The organism is Carnobacterium sp., assembly GCF_049673005.1.
GTDB lineage: Bacteria > Bacillota > Bacilli > Lactobacillales > Carnobacteriaceae > Carnobacterium_A.
The window spans coordinates 52,089-72,480 of the sequence record NZ_JBATXB010000088.1 but is presented as its reverse complement, the minus strand read 5'-3'; the positions used below and the strand labels follow the sequence as shown (position 1 = coordinate 72,480).

The 20,392-nt window shown below is 33.3% G+C and carries 21 protein-coding genes; 4 read left to right on the top strand and 17 right to left on the bottom strand.

Going from position 1 to position 20,392, the window contains the following annotated elements:
- The 6 genes from WBF61_RS06945 to yghU all read right to left on the bottom strand — a co-directional run.
- Window positions 1–519 (bottom strand): EamA family transporter (locus WBF61_RS06945; RefSeq protein ID WP_424255121.1); only part of this gene is annotated, 519 nt, incomplete at its 3' end.
- A gap of 250 nt (window positions 520–769) precedes the next feature.
- Window positions 770–2,326, bottom strand: a complete 1,557-nt coding sequence (locus WBF61_RS06940; protein WP_424255120.1) for a histidine kinase N-terminal 7TM domain-containing protein — start codon at window positions 2,324–2,326, stop codon at window positions 770–772.
- Between the two features lie 114 nt (window positions 2,327–2,440).
- Window positions 2,441–3,445 (bottom strand): adenosine deaminase, encoded by a 1,005-nt coding sequence (gene add, locus WBF61_RS06935; RefSeq protein ID WP_424255118.1) that lies wholly within the window; start codon window positions 3,443–3,445, stop codon window positions 2,441–2,443.
- 263 nt (window positions 3,446–3,708) lie between these two features.
- Entirely contained in the window at window positions 3,709–4,410 is a 702-nt protein-coding gene (gene gloB, locus WBF61_RS06930; protein WP_424255116.1) for a hydroxyacylglutathione hydrolase, read from the bottom strand.
- A complete protein-coding gene (locus WBF61_RS06925; protein WP_424255114.1) occupies window positions 4,410–4,892 on the bottom strand; it encodes a YbaK/EbsC family protein in 483 nt (160 codons plus the stop codon). Before WBF61_RS06925 ends, gloB begins: the two co-directional genes overlap by 1 nt.
- 187 nt (window positions 4,893–5,079) lie before the next feature.
- Window positions 5,080–5,868 (bottom strand): glutathione-dependent disulfide-bond oxidoreductase, encoded by a 789-nt coding sequence (gene yghU / locus WBF61_RS06920; RefSeq protein WP_424255113.1) that lies wholly within the window; start codon window positions 5,866–5,868, stop codon window positions 5,080–5,082.
- Window positions 5,869–6,161: 293 nt separating this feature from the next.
- Here yghU and WBF61_RS06915 point away from each other — a divergent pair, with 293 nt between their 5' ends.
- Window positions 6,162–6,542, top strand: a complete 381-nt coding sequence (locus WBF61_RS06915) for a VOC family protein (protein ID WP_424255111.1) — start codon at window positions 6,162–6,164, stop codon at window positions 6,540–6,542.
- Between the two features lie 138 nt (window positions 6,543–6,680).
- Here WBF61_RS06915 and rlmH read toward each other — a convergent pair whose 3' ends face one another.
- The 9 genes from rlmH to WBF61_RS06870 form a co-directional block, all read right to left on the bottom strand.
- Complete coding sequence (gene rlmH / locus WBF61_RS06910) at window positions 6,681–7,160, bottom strand: 23S rRNA (pseudouridine(1915)-N(3))-methyltransferase RlmH (protein ID WP_424255109.1); 480 nt, start codon at window positions 7,158–7,160, stop codon at window positions 6,681–6,683.
- Window positions 7,161–7,224: 64 nt separating this feature from the next.
- Window positions 7,225–7,407 carry a CxxH/CxxC protein gene (locus WBF61_RS06905; RefSeq protein WP_424255107.1) on the bottom strand — a complete coding sequence of 61 codons (183 nt, stop codon included), beginning with the start codon at window positions 7,405–7,407 and terminating at the stop codon, window positions 7,225–7,227.
- Between the two features lie 203 nt (window positions 7,408–7,610).
- Window positions 7,611–8,861: a S1C family serine protease gene (locus tag WBF61_RS06900; protein ID WP_424255105.1), complete on the bottom strand. Its 1,251-nt coding sequence runs from the start codon at window positions 8,859–8,861 to the stop codon at window positions 7,611–7,613.
- A 226-nt stretch (window positions 8,862–9,087) separates the two neighbouring features.
- On the bottom strand, window positions 9,088–9,894 hold the full coding sequence (locus tag WBF61_RS06895) for an MBL fold metallo-hydrolase (protein ID WP_424255124.1): 807 nt from the start codon (window positions 9,892–9,894) through the stop codon (window positions 9,088–9,090).
- 142 nt (window positions 9,895–10,036) lie between these two features.
- Complete coding sequence (locus WBF61_RS06890) at window positions 10,037–10,927, bottom strand: two-component system regulatory protein YycI (protein ID WP_424255103.1); 891 nt, start codon at window positions 10,925–10,927, stop codon at window positions 10,037–10,039.
- A 3-nt stretch (window positions 10,928–10,930) separates the two neighbouring features.
- Window positions 10,931–12,223 carry a YycH family regulatory protein gene (locus tag WBF61_RS06885; RefSeq protein WP_424255101.1) on the bottom strand — a complete coding sequence of 431 codons (1,293 nt, stop codon included), beginning with the start codon at window positions 12,221–12,223 and terminating at the stop codon, window positions 10,931–10,933.
- Window positions 12,220–14,064: a cell wall metabolism sensor histidine kinase WalK gene (gene walK, locus WBF61_RS06880; protein ID WP_424255099.1), complete on the bottom strand. Its 1,845-nt coding sequence runs from the start codon at window positions 14,062–14,064 to the stop codon at window positions 12,220–12,222. Before walK ends, WBF61_RS06885 begins: the two co-directional genes overlap by 4 nt.
- Window positions 14,065–14,070: 6 nt before the next feature.
- Window positions 14,071–14,778: a response regulator YycF gene (gene yycF, locus WBF61_RS06875; RefSeq protein ID WP_424255097.1), complete on the bottom strand. Its 708-nt coding sequence runs from the start codon at window positions 14,776–14,778 to the stop codon at window positions 14,071–14,073.
- A 165-nt stretch (window positions 14,779–14,943) separates the two neighbouring features.
- The gene (locus WBF61_RS06870) at window positions 14,944–15,462 is read right to left on the bottom strand and encodes a PTS sugar transporter subunit IIA (protein WP_424255122.1); all 519 of its coding nucleotides are present in this window, start codon (window positions 15,460–15,462) and stop codon (window positions 14,944–14,946) included.
- Between the two features lie 269 nt (window positions 15,463–15,731).
- On the opposite strand from WBF61_RS06870, the gene WBF61_RS06865 reads away from it, so the two are divergent.
- Both WBF61_RS06865 and WBF61_RS06860 read left to right on the top strand, forming a co-directional pair.
- Window positions 15,732–16,160, top strand: a complete 429-nt coding sequence (locus tag WBF61_RS06865) for a DUF948 domain-containing protein (RefSeq protein WP_424255096.1) — start codon at window positions 15,732–15,734, stop codon at window positions 16,158–16,160.
- A 44-nt stretch (window positions 16,161–16,204) separates the two neighbouring features.
- A complete protein-coding gene (locus WBF61_RS06860) occupies window positions 16,205–16,618 on the top strand; it encodes a YtxH domain-containing protein (RefSeq protein WP_424255095.1) in 414 nt (137 codons plus the stop codon).
- Between the two features lie 46 nt (window positions 16,619–16,664).
- On the opposite strand, the gene WBF61_RS06855 is transcribed toward WBF61_RS06860, so the two are convergent.
- A complete protein-coding gene (locus WBF61_RS06855; RefSeq protein WP_424255093.1) occupies window positions 16,665–18,125 on the bottom strand; it encodes an alpha-amylase in 1,461 nt (486 codons plus the stop codon).
- A gap of 160 nt (window positions 18,126–18,285) precedes the next feature.
- On the opposite strand from WBF61_RS06855, the gene WBF61_RS06850 reads away from it, so the two are divergent.
- Entirely contained in the window at window positions 18,286–18,501 is a 216-nt protein-coding gene (locus tag WBF61_RS06850; protein WP_424255092.1) for a DUF378 domain-containing protein, read from the top strand.
- Window positions 18,502–19,003: 502 nt separating this feature from the next.
- Here the strand turns inward: WBF61_RS06850 and WBF61_RS06845 are convergent.
- On the bottom strand, window positions 19,004–20,296 hold the full coding sequence (locus tag WBF61_RS06845; RefSeq protein WP_424255090.1) for an adenylosuccinate synthase: 1,293 nt from the start codon (window positions 20,294–20,296) through the stop codon (window positions 19,004–19,006).
- Between the last annotated feature and the right edge of the window lie 96 nt (window positions 20,297–20,392).

The window sequence follows — 20,392 nt, the reverse complement described above, 5'->3', positions numbered from 1 at the left end:
AATAGTCGGTTTGACATCAAATTTCTCGAGTGATTTCTGTGATAAATTAACAATTAATATAGAAACGAGTGATAGTAGAATTCCAATCCATTGAATGGGTGAAGGAAATTCCTTCCATATAACAATTGAAAAAATCATCGGAATTAATATCCCTAATTTAGCAATCGTTCCTGAAACTCCTACCCCATTTTCTTTTATACTTTTTTGATAGTAAACAAATGAAAGAAAAAAGAATGAACCAAAAATTCCTCCAATGATTATTCCCCATAAAATACTCGAATAGGGAGATAAAATGTGTTCATTAGTGCTCGATAGTAGGGAAAAATCCTCTATAAAAGAGATTTCTCGAGTAACGTCAGATAATAATCCTTTAGAAACAATTAGAAAAAAACTGATAGCAAATGCAATAAAGTAATTAGCACTTGTTATGACATATCTATTGGCATTTGTTTTTTCTGTATATTTAAAAATGAGTGCGATAGATGCACTACATATAATAGCTAACATTAAATAAAGCATAATTACTCCTTCAACTTTCGACATATTTTTAGTAATGAATAAGAAGTTAACCTCTATTTTTAGACTTATATGTCGTTGACACATATAAAGGAAATCAGACTTAGGTATAAAATAACTTTCAGTTTAAATTAGCTAAATAGTAAATATTGAGACTATATAAAACACTATTCTTCAGTTTATTTTCACGTGTTTTTTCTGTTTTAAAACTTTGTACTAGCTCTTTTACTTATCATTAAATGGTGATTTATAACTAAGTTTCCTTATAAATTTGTACTTGATTTCGACCTGAATTTTTTGCTGAATATAAAGCTTTATCGGCTTTATTTAAAAGTTGACCTATTGTTTCCAGTGTATCTTGAGTCGTCTCGGCTACTCCCATACTCAAAGTAACTGGGATGACTCCCTCAGAAGAATGAAGATTCTGTTTTTCTAAACTTTTACGTAATTTATTCCCTAATAATTCTGCTTCCAAAGCTGTATAACCATTTAAAGATAATGCAAATTCCTCTCCGCCATACCGAGCAAAAACTTGTCTATCTGTTAATTGCTTTTTGAATACATTTACGACATGTTTAAGCACATCATCTCCTATATGATGTCCATAAGTGTCATTTACTTTTTTGAAATAATCAATATCCATTAACAAAACAGTAAAAGGCTCACCATTATTTTGTGCTAGTAAAAAATCTTGTTCACACTGCTCCATGTAGGCACGACGATTATATATTTGAGTTAGCTCATCATAGTTAGCTTGGTACTCCAACTTCATTTGTAATTCTTTTAGCTCAGTAATATCCGTAAAAATTAAGATTAAACCTTTTCTATTTTTCATCTTAATTAACGGAGAGATACGAACCTGATAAATACGATTTGTTTCAGCGATAGTTAATTGCACCTCTTGATTGTCATCGGTTAGCTCTAACACTACTGGGAAAGAATCCCCAGTTAGTTCTTTCCATGCTTTATGGAAATTCGTTCCAATCAACTTATTCGTCAACTTCGAAAAATATTTCTCACAAATTTGATTAAATTCAATTAACTGGGTAGATTCATCCAATACTATTACCCCGTCATTTATACTATTGAAGATAACATTTTTTGCAATAGGCATTAATGTAAACATTCGCGATGAACTAATAGACCATAAGTACAAGAGAGAAGAAAGCCATAATATCATCGGAACGGGGTCTATTCCTTCTGGTGTGAGTTCTAATAAGTATAAAAGAGACATTAACATAGGGATCGACTGACCTAATATTAAGGAAACTAGCTCTAATCGGTAAACTTTAGCTGTCTCTTTCCAATGCAAAATCGCCAGCAATAATGCTGCTAACATGCATGAAAAAGTATAAGTACCATGAATCATGTACCATATTCCAATCTCTTGTTGCACATATGGTGCACCTAAGATAGGATCTATTTCAAGTATTTTATAATGTAAGTTATGCAAGTCATTCGTTGCTACTATAATTACAGTTATAATTGGAATAATAAGTAGCGAAAAAACTTTTATTTTTGAAAGTTGAATACCTAAATAATGCATGACGAACAATAAACCTAGCGTTGTGGAAATTGGCATACCCACATATTGAATAGTTGTCCAAAATTTTATTTGATCTAACGTTGTAGTTAATAACATCAGAGCAGAAGCAAAACAATAGATAGATATTGTTGCGGTATATGCTATAAAAAAATAGGCTATTTCTTTATAACGGTAACGTCTAGAATAAACATACAAGCATAAGTACAAATTTAATACGCCCGATGCAGAACTAAGTGCGACATAAGCTGTTAAGGGTAAATTCATAGCTAGTTTTCCTCGCTTATTAAATTTTTTATTCTTATACTTTTTTACTATAAAAAAATTTTAAAAAGGGAAAAATCCCCATATTAAATAAAGGGAATTCTCACCTTTTTTATTCTATATATATGGTGCGTAAGCTTTATCAATTATTCCGGTAAGATTTTCTTTTATCTCTGAAGTAGTAAACGCACCTGCTAAGCCATTTAAATTCAGTAATTTCATAGTCTCGTAGCCAATTCCAAAGTGTTCAGTTAAAAGCATATATTCTCTCGTTAGTGTCGTATTGGAGACTGTACGATTATCGGTATTGATACAACATTTTATTCCCTTTTCTAAAAAATCAAGTAAAGGATAATCCTCCCATTTTTCAACCGCATTTGTTTGAATGTTGCTTGTCGGACACATTTCGATAACTGTTTCTTTTTCTAAACAAAGAATTTGAGCTGCTTCATCCTTTTGAATAGCTATTCCATGCCCGATACGCTTTGCTCCCAATCGGATTGCTTGAACAACATTATGGGCACAGCCACACTCCCCGGCATGGAGAGTAATGTGTAGTCCATTAGTTTGCGCATAACTAGTCAATGGTTCAATGTGATTATTGGCTGTATCAGGTTCTGGACCGGCCATATCAAAGCCGACTAGTAACTCTTCTTTTGTCTCTATTATTTCAGACAACATTTTAAGGTTTTTTTCGTTAGAATGCTGACGCATGCCGCATATCAATAGATTTACACTAACATCATATTTTATTCTAGCACGGTTAATACCTTTACTGATGGCTTCAATAATTTCTGATACTGTTAAGCCTGCTTCTGTGTGCAAGAGTGGAGCAAATCTCAACTCCATATACCGAACATTTTCTAAAGCTGACGCTTCAACAACAGCATAAGCCGATTCTTCTAGTTGTTCGTGAGTTTGCATCAGCTGATGAATGATATCAAATCCCTTTAAATAATCGACTAAATCAGTGCATTTTTCTGGTGCAACGATTTGATCAAACAAATCCATGTTAAATAGTTGTTTTTCTGCTAGTTTTTTCAATGTTGCCATCGGAACCGAGCCATCTAAATGACAATGCAATTCCACTTTAGGTAGTTGATGAACGATTTCTTTTTGCAAAATAATAAAGTCCCTTCTTAAATTATTTTATATTTTCATTAGGTCTTTCGGCTTTGAAGAATTTATTCCTATCTTTTAAACCTAATCATCATGTTCTGCAGGTATATCGACAAACCTTTAAGTCTGAGATTCAAGGATAAATAGCAAAAGTTTTAATTATCCTAATTTTGATAAACAATAAATAAGAGATTTATTCGTTACAAATATAGCAGAAGTCTTTCTGTTTAACAACTTAAAAAATAACTTCTTTAATTTTTTAAACTCTAGAAATTATCACGAGCTTGACGTAATTTCTTAAAATCTTCTAACTTTTCTGCTTGGAGAAATAGATTGATTTTTTTCTCTTTACCAATTGTTGATGGTAAAGTGGGTTGTCCATTTAGACGTAAATTCTTCACTTCGGTTAAGGATTCAGAAATTACTTTGTTAGATGGCTCAATAGACTGCGCAAACTGTAAATTAGTCTGCGTATATTCATGAGCTGCATACACTTGTATGTCATCATCTAGTTGTTTAAATTTCTGTAGGGCATCATATTGAGCTTGATAATCTTTTGTAAACACTCGGCCACAACCTCCTGAGAATAAAGCATCCCCACAAAATAATGCCTCGTTTGTTACAAAGCTAATGTGTCCATGGGTATGCCCACCCGTTTGTAACACTTGAAAATGTTGTCCTAATAAAGTAAAAGAATCCCCTTCCGATACAATCTGATTCGCTAATTGCTCCGTTTCTTTCGGTCCATAAATTGAAATTTCTGGATAGTTTGCTAAAATTTCTTGAACTCCACCAACATGGTCATCGTGATTATGCGTTAATAAAATTGAATTTAGACGTAGCTGTTTTTCTTCTAAGTAAGCTATCACATGTTTAGCTTCACCTGGATCGACTATCACTGCCTCTGTACCTTCTTCAATAATCCAAATATAGTTATCCGAAAAAGCTTTTATCGGGTAAACAGTCATTATTCATCCTCCTCACTATAAATAAACAACTCATTTCCAAGTAAATCAATAATTTTTTTTAAATCTTTAGCCAAGATAACCATAGTTTGATCTGGTCTTGCAGGAGCAAATACGAGTTTTTCTTGCTTGAATAACTCCCCATCTACTATCATCGAAATGGCACTTTCATAGCCTAAAGGGGTTACTGCACCTGCTTTTTGACTCGTTACCGCTTCCATTTCATCCTGCTTAACAACGGCTACTTTTTCGCCTGCAGCTTGCTTTAACCGTTTAAAATCCGCTCGTTTCGTCGTAAAAGTTACGAATGAATAGTACTGTCCAGATTTCCCTTTTAAAAACAGTGCTTTGGTTTCTGTACCTGTAAATCCTTTCTCTTTTTTCATTATCACAGCATCTTCATTTGTATAAATAGGATCATGATTATACAATTCAAAGTAAATCGATTGTTCTCTTAAAAACTCTTCAAGATTTACTAGTATCATTCCTACTCCCCCTGTATATTTACTCATCTGATTTCTATTTTGCTCCTTATAAGATGACTTAGGACTCTTTTTTTATAGTTTTAAAACCTCATTTACTTGCAATGCGATTTTCCGCAATACGTCTAAATGAGGTTTTAATTCTATCTAATCTATAAAAGAAAACAAATCAATGCACTATTTTCTTGAACTACTCTCCTAGCGGTTGATATTCTACTTCCAAACCTCTCTGAACGCCTGGTCTCTTTGCAATGCGATGAGACCATTCCAAGAAATGAGGATATTCATCTATATTTAAAAACTCATAAGATCCTTCATATAATTTTCCTAATGCTAAAAGACCATACCAAGACCAGATCGCGATATCTGCAATACTGTAGCTATCACCAGCTATATAAGGACGTTGCGCTAACGTTTTATCGAGTAAATCTAACTGACGCTTGGTTTCCATCGTAAACCGATCAATTGGGTATTTTAAAGGTTCTGGAGCATAAGCAAAAAAGTGACCAAAGCCTCCACCCACATAAGGACCTGCACCCATTTGCCAGAATAGCCAATTAAGAGTTTCAGTTCGACCATGAATGTCTGTTGGAATCAATTGATCAAATTTCTCAGCTAAATAAAGAAGAATCGAGCCCGATTCAAAAATTTCTAGACGAGGATTTTGACTTTGATCCACAAGAGCTGGAATTTTAGAGTTAGGATTAATTTCTACGAAATCTGAGCCAAATTGATCTGCTTCTCCAATATTAATAGCGTATAAATCATATTCTGCACCAACGATATTTAGTTCCTTTAGCTCTTCGAACATAATTGCAACTTTAATGCCATTCGGTGTTCCTAGTGAATAAAGTTGGAATGGAGCCTCTCCAACCGGTAATTTTTGTTCAAAACGACTGCCCGCAGTTGGTCGATTGCCACCTTTTTTTGAATTCTCTTCTTCCCACTTCCATACTTTTGGTAATTCATATGCCGTCATTATAACACTCCTCATAATAATTATTAGTACTCCCATCATACTACTTATAAACCAACATTCCAAAAATTCAGCTTATTCACTCACTTTGAGAAATGAATGTAGATAAAATTGTTGTCCTTAATTTACTTATCCAATACTTTTTTTCCATGAATATCCCTATAAATAGTTTAAAATCTATGCTTTTATCTATTGATCTAATAGAAAGCAATAGGGAAGATAATATTCGTCAAAAAAATGCGTATGTAACCTATTCATGCTAGAATAAAGATAAGAAATTATTGGAGGATGATATTATGAAACAAGAACTTGTTGAGATTTGCCTACGTATCAGAGATATTGATGCTACTTTAGACTTCTATACTAATCTATTCAATTTTGAAGTTGCCAGCCGCAGAGAATTTCCTGAAAATAAATTTGATTTAGTTTATCTGAATTCTCCCGGTTCGTCTGTACAAATCGAACTCACTTACAATTACGATGCTGAGCCATATGATGTAGGTAATGGTTTCAGTCATTTAGGTGTGACTGTCAGTGATTTAGAAAAAATGCATGAAATTTGTACAGCTTCGACTTATGAAACAGGCGAGTTAAGAGGACTTTCAGGTGGTACACCAACCTATTTCTTTGTGACAGACCCTGATGGCTATCGCATTGAAGTAAAGCGAGCAAAATAATTTTTTCAACTATTTTAAAGTAAGCCTATTGATAATAACCAATAGGCTTACTTTTTTCCTTCAATTTTTAACTGTCTTTAGTTCAAATATAGTACTTATCAAAAAATTAAAACAATTACTTTCTGAGAAAAACCTCATTTACTTGTGGTACGGTTCATTCTTCATTATCCGAAAACTACGATAGATTTGTTCAATCAATACTAATCTCATTAATTGATGTGGAAGAGTCATCTTTCCAAAAGAAATCTTTGTATTGCTTCTTTTCATAACTGCCTCACTCAGCCCTAATGACCCACCAATAACAAATACAAGGTTACTTTTACCTTGAATACCCAATTGCTCAATTTCTTTTGAAAATTTTTCCGATGTTCGTTGATTGCCTTCAATAGCTAAAGCAAATACATAGGCTTGATCAGGAATTTTAGCTAAAATACGTTCTCCTTCTTTTTCTTTTACCTGAATCATCTCTGCTTCACTTAATTTTTCTGGAGCTTTCTCATCTGGCACTTCAATTAACTCCATTTTGCAATAAGCACCTAATCTCTTAGCATACTCAGCTATACCCATTTTTAAATATTTCTCTTTTAATTTACCAACTGTTATAATTTTAATATTCAAAGTTATCCACCTTTTTAAATTAGTTATACACAAAAGTTATACACATGTTCATAACTTGAACACTTCATATGGTATGCGAATGTTCGTTCTCTACCACATATATAGGTAGCTTCTCACAATAAGCACACTTATAGACTTCTTTATCCACAGGAGAAAAAGCCTTTAAAATCGGCATCTCAAAACCTCCATAAACAGCGTCATCTAGAGCTTCTTCTATATGTTCCTGACAGGCTTTTATTTCATCCATCCACAGCACTCCTTTCATTTTGTGGATAACTTCATATCCCACAACTTCTTTCATTCTCTATTTTACAGCACTTATACACAATGTCCAAAACTTTTTTGTTTTTGTTATCCACAAAATAATAAAAAAAATACATTATTCTAATTTTTTAACTAAATAAAGCTCACTGCCAAGATTGGCAATGAGCTTTATTTTTATGCTAATTCTTAAGAAATTGTCTCAGAAGTCGTCATCGTTATCGTTGTCTTTTCTAATTTTCCATTACGGTAATACTCTATCTCTACTTCTTTACCTAACTCTGATTTATAGATTCCTTTGCGTAAAGAAATTGTATTTTTAACATCTTCACCATTAAATTTTACAATAACGTCGTATTTTTGTAATCCGCCTTTTTCTGCAGCAGAACCAGCTTGAACTTGCCCTACGACAACCCCTGACGTCACTTCTTTAGGCAATTTCAAAACACTTTCTTGTTGTTGTTCGGATATTTGAGAAATATCTAATAAGCTGATACCTAAAACTGGACGGACAACTTTTCCATCTGTTTCTAATTGATTGATAATATCGACAACATCGTTACTTGGAATAGCGAAACCTAACCCCTCAACAGTATCTGATGAGATTTTCATAGAGTTGATTCCAATAACTTGTCCTGCGATATTAATTAAAGCACCACCTGAGTTTCCAGGATTAATGGCAGCATCAGTTTGTATGACTGTCATTTCCCAATCTACTATGCTATCTCCATCAATATCTGTTTCTACTGTTCTGTTTTTTGCTGAAACAATACCTTGAGTAACAGAAGAAGCAAAATTCGTTCCTAGAGGAGATCCTATTGCTATTGCTGGTTCACCTACTTCTATACTATCGGAATTACCAAAGGTTGCTGCTTTTTTTATATTATCAGATGGAATAGATAATACGGCTAAATCAGTCCATACATCAGTCCCAATTACTTCAGCTTTAATCTTTGTTCCGTCTTTTAATAGAATTTCTATTGCATCAGAATCCTCAATAACATGATTATTCGTTACAATGTAAGCTTTATCGCCATCTATTTTATAGATGACTCCACTTCCTTCTCCTATCGTTTGTAAATTAGATTCTGCTGACGAGTCTGTTGTTTCTGAACCAAAGACACCACCAAATCCTTCTAAGCTTTGCTCTTTCATATTTATCACGGAAACTACTGAATCTTCAACTTTTTTTACTGCATCCGTTACTTTCGAAGTAACATTTACACTAACATCCGTTGTCGTTACTTTTCCGTTGCTATCTATTAACCCAGATTCTTGTGTTGAGGAGTCTCCTAAATCCAGCTCTTCAGTAGCGTAGAGGTAACCACCACCTAACAGACCAACGACTAAACCACCAACTAGCCCTCCTAAGATGGCAGATTTAAATGATTTATTTTTTTTAGGAGTTACATCTTTAATAGGATCATTATTTTGTTTCATTTTTCCTCACCTCTCATACTTATTTATGTTCTAATTTTATCGTTATTTTATGAATTTTTTATGAATAATTATGGACTTAAATAAGAAATTTAACTCATTAAACGTCTTTTTTCTTTTAACATTTACTACTTTTATCTTACCTTTATTCTTTTCATATGACTACTAAAGTAACTTTTTTCAAAAAAAAATCTAGAAACATTTTCGTTCCTAGAATTAATTTATTAAATTATACACTAAATAACGAACTTGGTTCACTAGGATCTGTATCGTATACAGAGAACGCTCCTCCAACATCTAAATCATTTTCTCTTAAAATATCTTCTGCTGTCATATGAGCTAATTCTTTTATATTATTATCTTTACTTAAATGTCCTAGATAAATACGCTTTGTTCTGTCACCAATCATTTCGGCTAGTGCTAACGCACCATCTTCATTAGATAAATGCCCTTTATCTCCCAAAATACGCTGCTTTAAATGCCAAGGATAGCCTCCCATACGCAACATCTGCAAATCATGATTACTCTCGAATAAATAAGCATCCGCATTGGATAAGATGCCACGCATTCGGTCACTAACATAACCGGTATCGGTTAACATAACAAATCGTTTATCATTTTTATGAAAACTATAGAATTGTGGCGCAATTGCATCATGGGAAACGCCGAAACTTTCTATATCAATATCGCCAATAGTTAGTGTTTTACCCATTTCAAAAATATATTTTTGCTCATTCTTAATGTCTCCAATAATTGGGGACATCGCCTGCCATGTTTTTTCATTCGCATACACATCTAGGTGATATTTCCTTGCAAGAACTCCTACACCATGAACGTGGTCTCGATGTTCATGTGTTACTAAGATAGCATCTAAATCTGCTGCATCTCGATCTATTTTTTTTAATAATTCTATAATTTTTTTACCACTCAAACCACTATCCACTAATATTCTTTTCTTCTCAGATTCAACATAGGTAACATTCCCAGAACTTCCACTAGCCAGAATACTAACCTTCAATCCTTGGTTTTGGTTCATTAACATCTTAATAAATCCTCCTCGTTCATCTCATCTAGTTTATATCAAATTAGCTGAAATATCTAGCACTCTAGTAGTTAACGACCGTTTTTAACTAAAAAAATCAAAGAAATTAGAGGCTCCTAATATCTTTGATTTTTATTTATTCCCTATTCGAACTTAAAGTAGCCGAATCTTGTTCTGCAGGTGGTTTTAGTCTACTTTTTGTGACTGATTGAGGTTGTTCAAGAGTCTGAACTTTTAGTACCGTTCCACTAATTGCATCGACACGCTTAACCTGTGTATCCGTACTTGATTCTATTTCAATAAACCAAGCTGGAGCATACATACTTAACTCTTCTAGATTTAACGTTCGATAGTAACTTAATGTTGGTTTCTTAATAATTGTATCAGCAGATAATTCATTGTTTTGATACAAAATATCTACAGCATTCTTATCCGTTATTAACACACGACTTTCACCTTGAACCGTTACTGGTCCTGCATAGCTTTGCTCATAAGAAATCACTCTTTTTGAATTATCTAATTGGAAAACAACTTCTGATGTTCCGTCTGCAATCGGTATGTTATTCGCAATTTGAGTAAACACAACTTGCTGACTCTTCGTTATATATCGAAAAAATTGATACTCTTTACCAAATAAAACCTGATTGCTTTCAATAAAAGCAATTAATTTATCAATATCTTTAGCTACAAATTCTTTTTCTTCGGTTAACTGAAGCGGTTCAGATAAAGTACTTTTATAGACAAAACCATTTTCTCCAATGGAACCTCTTTGATTATTTAGCTTAGAGTAGTTTTTAAGCAACAAATCATTGGCATCTGCTTGAACATAAGGAACCTTGTTTATTTCGTTTTGAAAAGTAGGCAACTCAATATTTGACTTTGCCATTTCATCTGCAATATTAACTTTTGTATTAGAATTTTCCGATGAAAAATTATTATAATTTTTGTCAAGATAAGTAGTCAATAGAAAAATATTGAGAGCAATGAAGGTTATGACAAAGATAATCTCAATTCGTCTAAAGTCCATTGTCTAATCTCCCCCATTCTCATCAAGATCTTGAACACTTATCCAATTTCCTTCGGTATAAATATACCAATTTGGCTCTAAGTTTATCACACGATCAGATTCAGGATTATTCGTCCATGTATAACCGATCTTAATATCGTCAATTGTTTCCATCGAATAATTTTTTTCGGTTAATTCTCTTAGAAGTTCTTCTCCACTCACTAACGTTTTCTTATTTTCTTGATCCGAAATAGGTGTTTGAGCAATAACCATAGGAACCTGTAATCTAGACATTCCCTCTTCCACGACTGTTAAACTCGTTGCACCGTATCCGATTGAACTAAACACAGGAAATCCCTCAATGTAACGTCGATATGTGACTTCATTATTTTGTTCATTATAATCAAAAAAATGAATGTCATCTGACCAGTTTTCATAGAGCATTAATTCTTTGAATGAAACCAATAAAGTCTTAGTCAGAGGCATCAAGTCTGATGATGACCGATTTCGATAATAATTTAAGATATTCGTCTCTTCATTTATTCTCATTTCACTAATAAAATCAATATATTGCACCGATTTTTCGCTTCTTTTTTCACGTACTTCTGAAGTATCATCAAATAATCGTTCAATAAATAAACTATTCGGTTGTTTCTCTACCATATAAGTCAGACAAGATAATTCTATTTCACCAATAGGTAAATAAATATAGTTATCTCCAACTTCTTTAATTTCTACAAACTGATAAGGAATTCCTTTTTTATGAACAGTTGATACTAACTGCTTTTGGTCTATATTTTCTATTTTACTGGTATAGAGCAACTTCTCAGTAGTATCGTAAAAGAAAATCGTACTAGGATTTGTTTCAGATAAATAAATACGATCAAAGGTCTTTTCTCGGTATTCATCTGATAAATTAGTAAATAAATTGTCTAACACATCAAAAGGAATCCCTTTTGAATAAAGCCATTCAATTTTATTATCTGATTGATTTAATTCCTTATAGTAATCCTCGCTAGAAAAATTAATCGGTTCTGCTAGTTCATCTAATTCAATTTCGCTAAAAATTTTATTCGATGCAATTAAAACATCTTTTTTCAATGTCATTCTAGCTTTTCCCGATTCATGCAAAACGATTTGTGACGGTCCAAATACACGAGCAAATTGTCGTTTTACCGTCACAGAAGAGAGTGCTTTTTGTTCGTTTCTAGGTTGAACATCGTACTGATTCGGTCCTGTCCAAATAGCCCACATTAATACAAGACTGAGAAGGATTAAAACGATTAACAAAGGTCGAATTAAACTAGTCCACTTCATTCCCAATCATCCTCCTCATAAGGGACGTAAGGCAATAGTATATAAAACGTTGTGCCTTCGCCCTCCTTACTGTTGACCCATATTTTACCATTATGTCTTTCAATTGCTTCTTTTGAAATAGCCAACCCTAGACCCGTACCACCCATTGAACGTGCTCGTGCTTTATCGACACGGTAAAAGCGATCAAAAATATGTGGCAAATCTTTTTTAGGTATACCCATTCCTTTATCTGTAATGCTAATCACTACATTATCGTGTGTTTCTTTTAAGCTACAATTGATCACACTACCCTCAGGTGAATACTTAAGCGCATTGTTCATAATATTATCGAATACTTGTATTATTTTATCTGTATCCAATTCCATCCAAATTTGGCGGTTAGTTATTTCTCGTTTAATTGTATATTTTTTATCAAACTGGCCTGCTGTTTGAATCATCATATCAAATCTATCTAAAACATGATTAAACAATCGATTAATATTAACATACTCCAAATCAAGGGTGCTATCTCCAGCATCCATTCTTGATAAATTGAGTAAATCAGTAATCATACGGATCATACGGTCCGTTTCTTCTTGTGTAACTTGTAGAAATTTCGGAGCGATTTCAGGATCTTGCCACGCACCATCGATCAATGCTTCTAGGTAGCTTCTCATACTTGTTAAAGGCGTACGAAGTTCATGCGAAACATTCGAAACAAAATCTCTACGCTCTCGTTCAATTTTTTCTTGTTCCGTAACATCGTGCAATACACAAACAATTCCACTAATAAAACCTGTTTCTCTTTGTATCAGAGAAAAACCAGCTTGCAAAATTAATGGCGTTTCAGGAGTTGAAAAATCAAAAGTTAACTCCTGATCATTTTTCAATAAGTTACGTAGAGTAAACTCATTTTCTTTTTTTAAGATTTTTAGAATGGATTGCCCTACTGCATCTTGTTGTGAGGTGTTCAGCATCTCAAGTGCCATTTCATTGATAATAATGATTTTCCCTCTTCTGTCTGTCGCAATTACGCCATCAGTCATATGTGTTAAGACACTATTTAATCTTCTTCTTTCGGCTTCTGTGGACTCTTGTGCATCTTCAACCTTTATAGAAAGATCATTAATAGCTAGTGAAAGCTGACCTAATTCATCTTCTCCATAAATTTTTACTTGTCCTGAATAGTTTCCACCGGTCATTTGAATCGTTTGATTTGTCATTTCTGTAATAGGTTTAGTAATCGCTCTTGAGATAAATAACGCTAAAAGGACAGTTAATCCCATTGAAATTAAAGATGCGTTTAAAAAAAGAAAGGTAATTTCTTCGATTTGTTGATAAACTGTTTCAATGTTTGTTTTTAAAGAGATAACGCCTAGTACCTTGTTAGATCCATCATTAGCAATAATAGGAGAAACCAACTTCCAGATTCGGTCGTTGGTTACTTGGTCTTTATATTGGTTTGTTATTTTATTACTTAATAACAAAGCTTGATGAACATCACGGTCATTAGAGTTCTCGCCAACAATTGTTTGGTTTGTACTGTCACTCGTGCCTATAATTTGATGCTTAGGATTAATTACTTGAGCTTCTAATACTCCATTTCCAGAAAAATCTGTTAAGAGTCGACTAATTTCTTCATTCAAGTTAGGATTTTCGCTATCTTTCAATAAGGGTTGAAGAGTATTATCTAAAAATCCTACTTGAAGACGCCTTTCTTCTTGGAAATTATCAATTAATTTTGTTTCTAGTTGCTTAACAAAATAAGCACCTATTAATTCCAATGCAACCAATAATAAAACAATAAAAACAAATACAATTTTAAAATCGATTGACTGAAAAAATCCAATTTTCTTTTTCATGAGATTCTACTCCTGTTCAGGATTTCTTAAGTAGTACCCAACCCCGCGCCTAGTAACTAACCAAGTTGGATGACTAGGGCTGTCTTCAATCTTTTCTCTTAATCTTCTTACCGTTACATCTACAGTCCTAACATCACCAAAATAATCGTATCCCCATACTGTTTGCAATAAATGTTCTCTTGTCATTACTTGACCTAGGTGTTTAGCCAAGTAGTGTAGCAATTCAAATTCTCTATGAGTTAGTTCTATTGTTTCTCCTCTTTTTGAAACAATATAGGCATCTGGATGTACCGTCAACGCTCCGACTTCGATATCATTAGTTTCTTCTTCTTCAGGAACAACAGCTTTAGCGTTACTGTGTCTTCTTAAATTTGCTTTTACACGTGCAACTAGCTCACGGTTTGAAAAGGGTTTAGTTACATAATCATCTGCACCTAACTCTAATCCCAAAACTTTGTCAATTTCTGAATCTTTTGCTGTTACCATGATGATTGGCATATCGTGAGTTTTTCTTATTTCTCGACAAACTTCAAGTCCATCAATTTTAGGTAACATCAAATCTAAAATAATTAAATCTGGCTCAACTTCTTTTACTTGTTCTAAAGCTTCTTCACCATCATAAGCAGTGAAGACTTCATATCCTTCTTTTATTAAATTAAATTTTACAATATCTGAGATTGGTTTTTCATCGTCAACTACTAAAATTTTCTTCATTATAATAAACCCTCCTTGGAGTTTTAATCTTTCAGGTAAGAAGATAAAATAAACCTACTCTATCCTTCATTATACCCAACACGTTAGGTAAGTGCAAAACAAAGTAGTATCCGCTTTCTTTATTAAAACTATTTATCTTTTTCTTCTTAAAGTAGACTTTAATTCTTATTTCCCAGTTTTTTTATAGACCGTTAGCGCAATTGTCTCTCCAGCTACCGCAGCCGATTCTTTATTTAACTCATATCGATAGGCTTCACTACAGCCATTAATAATCACTACTGAAATTGTTAATTTTTTCTCTTGCTCAATAAGATAATCAAAATCTACAGTTGCCAAAGGATCGCCTTTTTTAACTAACATTCCCTCTTTTAAAGAGCTTGTGAATCCTTCGCCTCTTAATGTCACTGTATCTAAACCAATATGGACCAGTACCTCAATTCCTTTATCTGTAACAATTCCATATGCATGCAGTGCATCTGCAACTTGAAATAGTCTGCCGCTCACTGGCGCTAATACGATTTCTGATGTGGGTTCTACTGCAAAACCGTCACCCATCATTTTTTCTGAGAATACGGGATCCTTTACGTCTTCAATTGAAATAATTTTCCCATCTGTTACAGAATATAATTCCATCTTTATAACGTCTTCCACATTACTTCTTTGTCCTGATTCATTTGATAACATACTCACTTTAATCATCCCCCAATGACTTCGTATCTTTTTATTCAATCGGCTTCTTATTTGTTATTCGTGTACCCTTTATTGTAACGGATAAAACGCCATTTGACTATATATTCAAAGAAATCTACTTATTTAATCTCAGTTAGTCATAAATGAATAAAGGAAAGCTCAGACTGCAGTATCCGATTACATATTGTTTGGATAATTGTATATTTAATGGTAATCTAAAGACATAAATGATCTTTAAGAATAGAAAGGAGCGCGAAAAATAGATGTCTGGTGGAATTATAGCACTAATCATTGTTGTTTTGGCTTTAATTGTCTTAGGCGTGTTCGGTTTGACTGTTTTAAAAAAAGCTGCTCACTTGATTAAAGAAATCAATAGAACAACCGCTGTTGCACAAGATAAAATTGAATTCTTTACCAATGATACAAATGCCATTAAATCTAAAATAGAGAATATAACAAATAGAGTTGATGGAATATCTGTAAAAATAAATCATAAAATGAAAAACATTGATTATTTTTCAGAAACAACAACGGATTTTCAAAATGCTTTAGATGAGTTGAAGAAATCTTTTGAACATTTCTTTTCAGGTTTTTTTAATTTTTCAAATAAACAATCTAATCAACGCACGCTTTCTATCTCTACTGTAAAAAAAACAATTCAAAAATTAGTTAAAAAACAAAAAATGGCTTAAAATGATTGCATTATAAATTAATTTAACTAAAGGAGATTATAACTATGTCAAAAAATAATTTTATGGGCACCTTATTTGTCGGAGCTGCAGCAGCTATTACAGCTTTATTATTTGCTCCAAAATCTGGTCGAGAGTTACGTAACGACTTAAAGGAAGAAGCTTTATCTATGAAGAATCAAGCAATGGATAAAGTAAATGAGTTAGCAGATGAGGTAAAAGTTGCTTATCAAGAAGTTGAAGAAGAAATTTATTATGATAATGAAAACTTAGCCGATACTATAGCAAGTATGGAAGACGATTTAAATGCTACTGCAAATTTATCAGAGGAATCAACTATCGAACTTGATCCCATGAATCTCTTTGATGAAACAGACGCTATAAACCAAGAATACCCACCGTTAGAAGACTTAGATTCTCATAATGATATAAAAATTGAAGATCGTCGTGGTCAAATTTAATCTATAAAAAAGTTCTAGCTGCAAAAATGCAGCTAGAACTTTTTTTCTAATCATTATTTTTCTTAATCCAAACAGAAATTGAGCCAGCATTAACTAAGAAATGCCCCCATCCATTTTCATCAATTGTTATCAATTCTTGACTGTTTTCCAGATAATCTACAAATGTTTCTCCAGAATGTACTTCGCCCAGATACATATCTTTATAACCTTCTTTTGCATTAGATAAAACGACCGCACACCCATTTGGATACGTCTCATTACCTAGTCGAGTCCAACCAATACAATTTGAATGATCCAAATAATCAACTTGTTCACCGTATGCATAGTTAGCTCGAATGTAAAGAAGTTGATCCATTATTTTTCTTTGAGACTCTATCGGATGATCTCCTTGAATGCCATAATAATCACCATAAAAAAGACAGGGATATCCTTTTTCTCGTAGCAAAATTGAGCCATATGCCATCGGTTTGAACCAAGGCTCTACAAATGATTCCAATGATTGACCCGGTTGTGAGTCATGATTATCAACAAAAGTAACTGAATGGGAGTCATTTTTTTCCATCAATGTATCACTAAATAATTGACGTAAATCATACTCTTCTCCGTTTTTTGATGCTTCCTCAAACTTAGTATGTAGACTCACATCAACTAAGTCGAGTACGAAATCTCCAGCCTGTAAATACTCTTCCATTTCATTGTAAGTATTTCCCCAATATTCTCCAACTACAAAAAAATCATCTCCAAATTTTTCACGCATGGTCTTAATTAAATCAAAAATAAATTCTTCATTAATATGCTTAATGGCATCCAATCTAAATCCATCTACTCCCGTTTCATTAACAAACCATTCTGCCCAATTTTTAGTTTCTTTAATGACATCTGGATGATTGTAATCAACATCAGCATACATTAAGTAATCGTAATTTCCATTTTCGTTATTTACCTTGTTGTCATCTGCCCATCCTTTATCTTTTCCTTCAATACGATAAATGGCCTTTTTTTCATTAGCTTGATTGAAATCAATTCCTGTAAAGTGTTCCCATGACCATTTAAATTGAGAATAAGCGTCTTGCCTACCAGGATATGTAAATTTAGTCCATCCTTCAATTTCATAGGCCTCACTAATCGTTTTATTGCGATCGTTAGGGTCAACTTCTTTAACTAAAAATTTTTCTGTTTCATCTGCTCCAGCTTTATGATTCAAGACAATATCTGCATAAACTTGAATGTTGTATTTATGCAACTCATCAATTGCAGACTTTAATTCTTCTTTTGTTCCATACTTAGTTCGTACATCTTCTTTTTGTTTAAATTCTCCAAGATCATACAAATCATAAATACCATAACCAACATCATTATTCCCTGTTGCCTTAAAACAAGGAGGAATCCAAACACTTGTCACTCCTATTTCACTCAAATGTTTTGCGTCTTCCTTCAAGCGATTCCAATGTTTGCCATCATCTGCTACAAACCACTCAAAGTATTGCATCATAACGCCATTTTTCATCATCTCATCTCCTTTAATACTTCTATTTTTTCCTTAGGCTAAATAATAAAGCTTAAAGAGAATTTTAGCAATTTTTAAGCAATATAAATGAAGTCTTATTATTAGACGCTCTCAAAAAAGTGATTTATAGTGAAACTATATAGGAGGAGGGGGAGATATAATGAAACCCTTAGATAAGGTTATCTTAGGTATCTTAATTGTTGGCGGTCTAAATTGGTTGCTCATTGGTCTTTTTGAATTTGATTTTGTGGCTGCTATTTTAGGTGGAAAAACAGCTATCCTTTCTAAAATAGTTTATGTTATCGTCGGACTTTGTGCTCTTTATTCTCTAAAATTCTTAACATTCCTCTCAAATTCTGGACGTAGAGATGTATAAATCAGTTAAACATCGAACGAGTTATTAAATCAAGTAGAAGTGCATGGCTAACTCTCGACCTCTCATATATCACCTGATTTCGGGATTTAGACTTGACGAACGGGTTACAAAAGATAGGTTGATGAGGTATTAAGTATTTTGATAATCCTTCATTTTTCAAGAATGAACTTCCGTAAGTTTTGTAAGGGCCTTATGTATACTCCACATTTTCTTTTATTTCTCTTCAAGCATTTTAATGTTAATACTGTACTTTATTTTTTATGACCCTATTCAACTTTCTTTTCATTGCCTTTGCCTTTGCCTGAATAGTAATTTAACGCCTTCTTGAGCTCCCTTTACGTAAATATACTTGTGAGAGAAACAAAATAGGCTACGGCACAATCTGCCCCCAGCCTATTTTTTTGACTCCTGTTTTTTCCTTGAACCTTTTGCCTTATGTAAGGCCGAAAAACCCATCTGCTCATTACAAGCGAATGGGTTTTCTTTTTCTATTTGCAAAAAGTTATAGTCCTGACCAAATATCTTCTAGTACATTTGTTTGTTCACGATCTGGACCTACTGAGAAAGTTAAAATAGGAACTTCTACTAATTCAGACACATGTCTAATATAGTTTTGTGCTTGCTCTGGAAGTTCTTTTAGCGTTTTACATTTAGTAATATCTTCATCCCATCCCGGAAGTTCTTCATAGACTGGTTTACATTCTGATAACTCTTTCAAACTTGCTGGATAATGCAAGATATGCTCTCCATTTCGTTCATAAGCGGTACATATTTTGATTGTCTTTAATCCACTTAAGACGTCAATTGAATTTAATGAAAGATTCGTAATTCCTGAAACCCTTTTTGAATGACGCATGACTACAGTATCAAGCCATCCAATACGGCGTGGACGCCCTGTTGTCGTTCCATACTCTTTTCCAATATCACGAATACGTTGACCTGTCTCGTCTTCTAGCTCTGTAGGAAAGGGACCATCCCCGACACGAGAAGTATACGCTTTGCACACGCCAACAACTTTATCTATTTTAGAAGGACCTACACCACTTCCAATAGTTACTCCTCCTGCAACAGGATTGGAGGAGGTTACAAAAGGATAGGTTCCCTGATCAATATCAAGCATTACTCCCTGAGCACCTTCAAATAATACACGTTTATTAGCATCTAAAGCATCATTTAAAACAACTGATGTATCACATACATACTGCTTTATTTCTTGTCCATATTGATAGTATTCTTCAAAAACAGTTGAAAATTCAATTGGTCTTGAATCATACATTTTTGTAAATAATTTATTTTTTTCTTCTAAATTACTACGTAATCGTTCTTCAAAAATTTCTTTATCTAGTAAATCAGCTATTCTTATACCTACTCTAGCAGCTTTATCCATATACGCAGGTCCTATTCCTTTAATAGTTGTTCCAATTTTCTGGTCGCCTTTTGAGTTTTCTTGTAATTGATCTAATTGAATATGATAGGGCAAAATAACATGTGCACGATCAGAAATGCGTAGGTTATCTGTACTTATTCCATTTTCATGCAAATACGAAAGTTCCTTGATAAGAGCTTTAGGATTAATTACAACACCATTTCCAATAACACTTATCTTTTTAGAAGCAAATATACCTGATGGAATCAAATGAAGCTTATAGGTTTTCCCATCAAACTTAATCGTATGTCCAGCATTATCGCCACCTTGATAACGTGCAATAATTTCTGCGTTTTCACTTAAAAAATCTGTGATTTTTCCTTTTCCCTCATCGCCCCATTGCGTGCCGACTACTACTACTGAAGACATCAAAACACCTCATCTATTATTAGATTTATTAAAGTACTAAGCTAGTTTATCAGTTTATTTTTATAAATTCAACAAAAACACGAATGATAGTTAAAT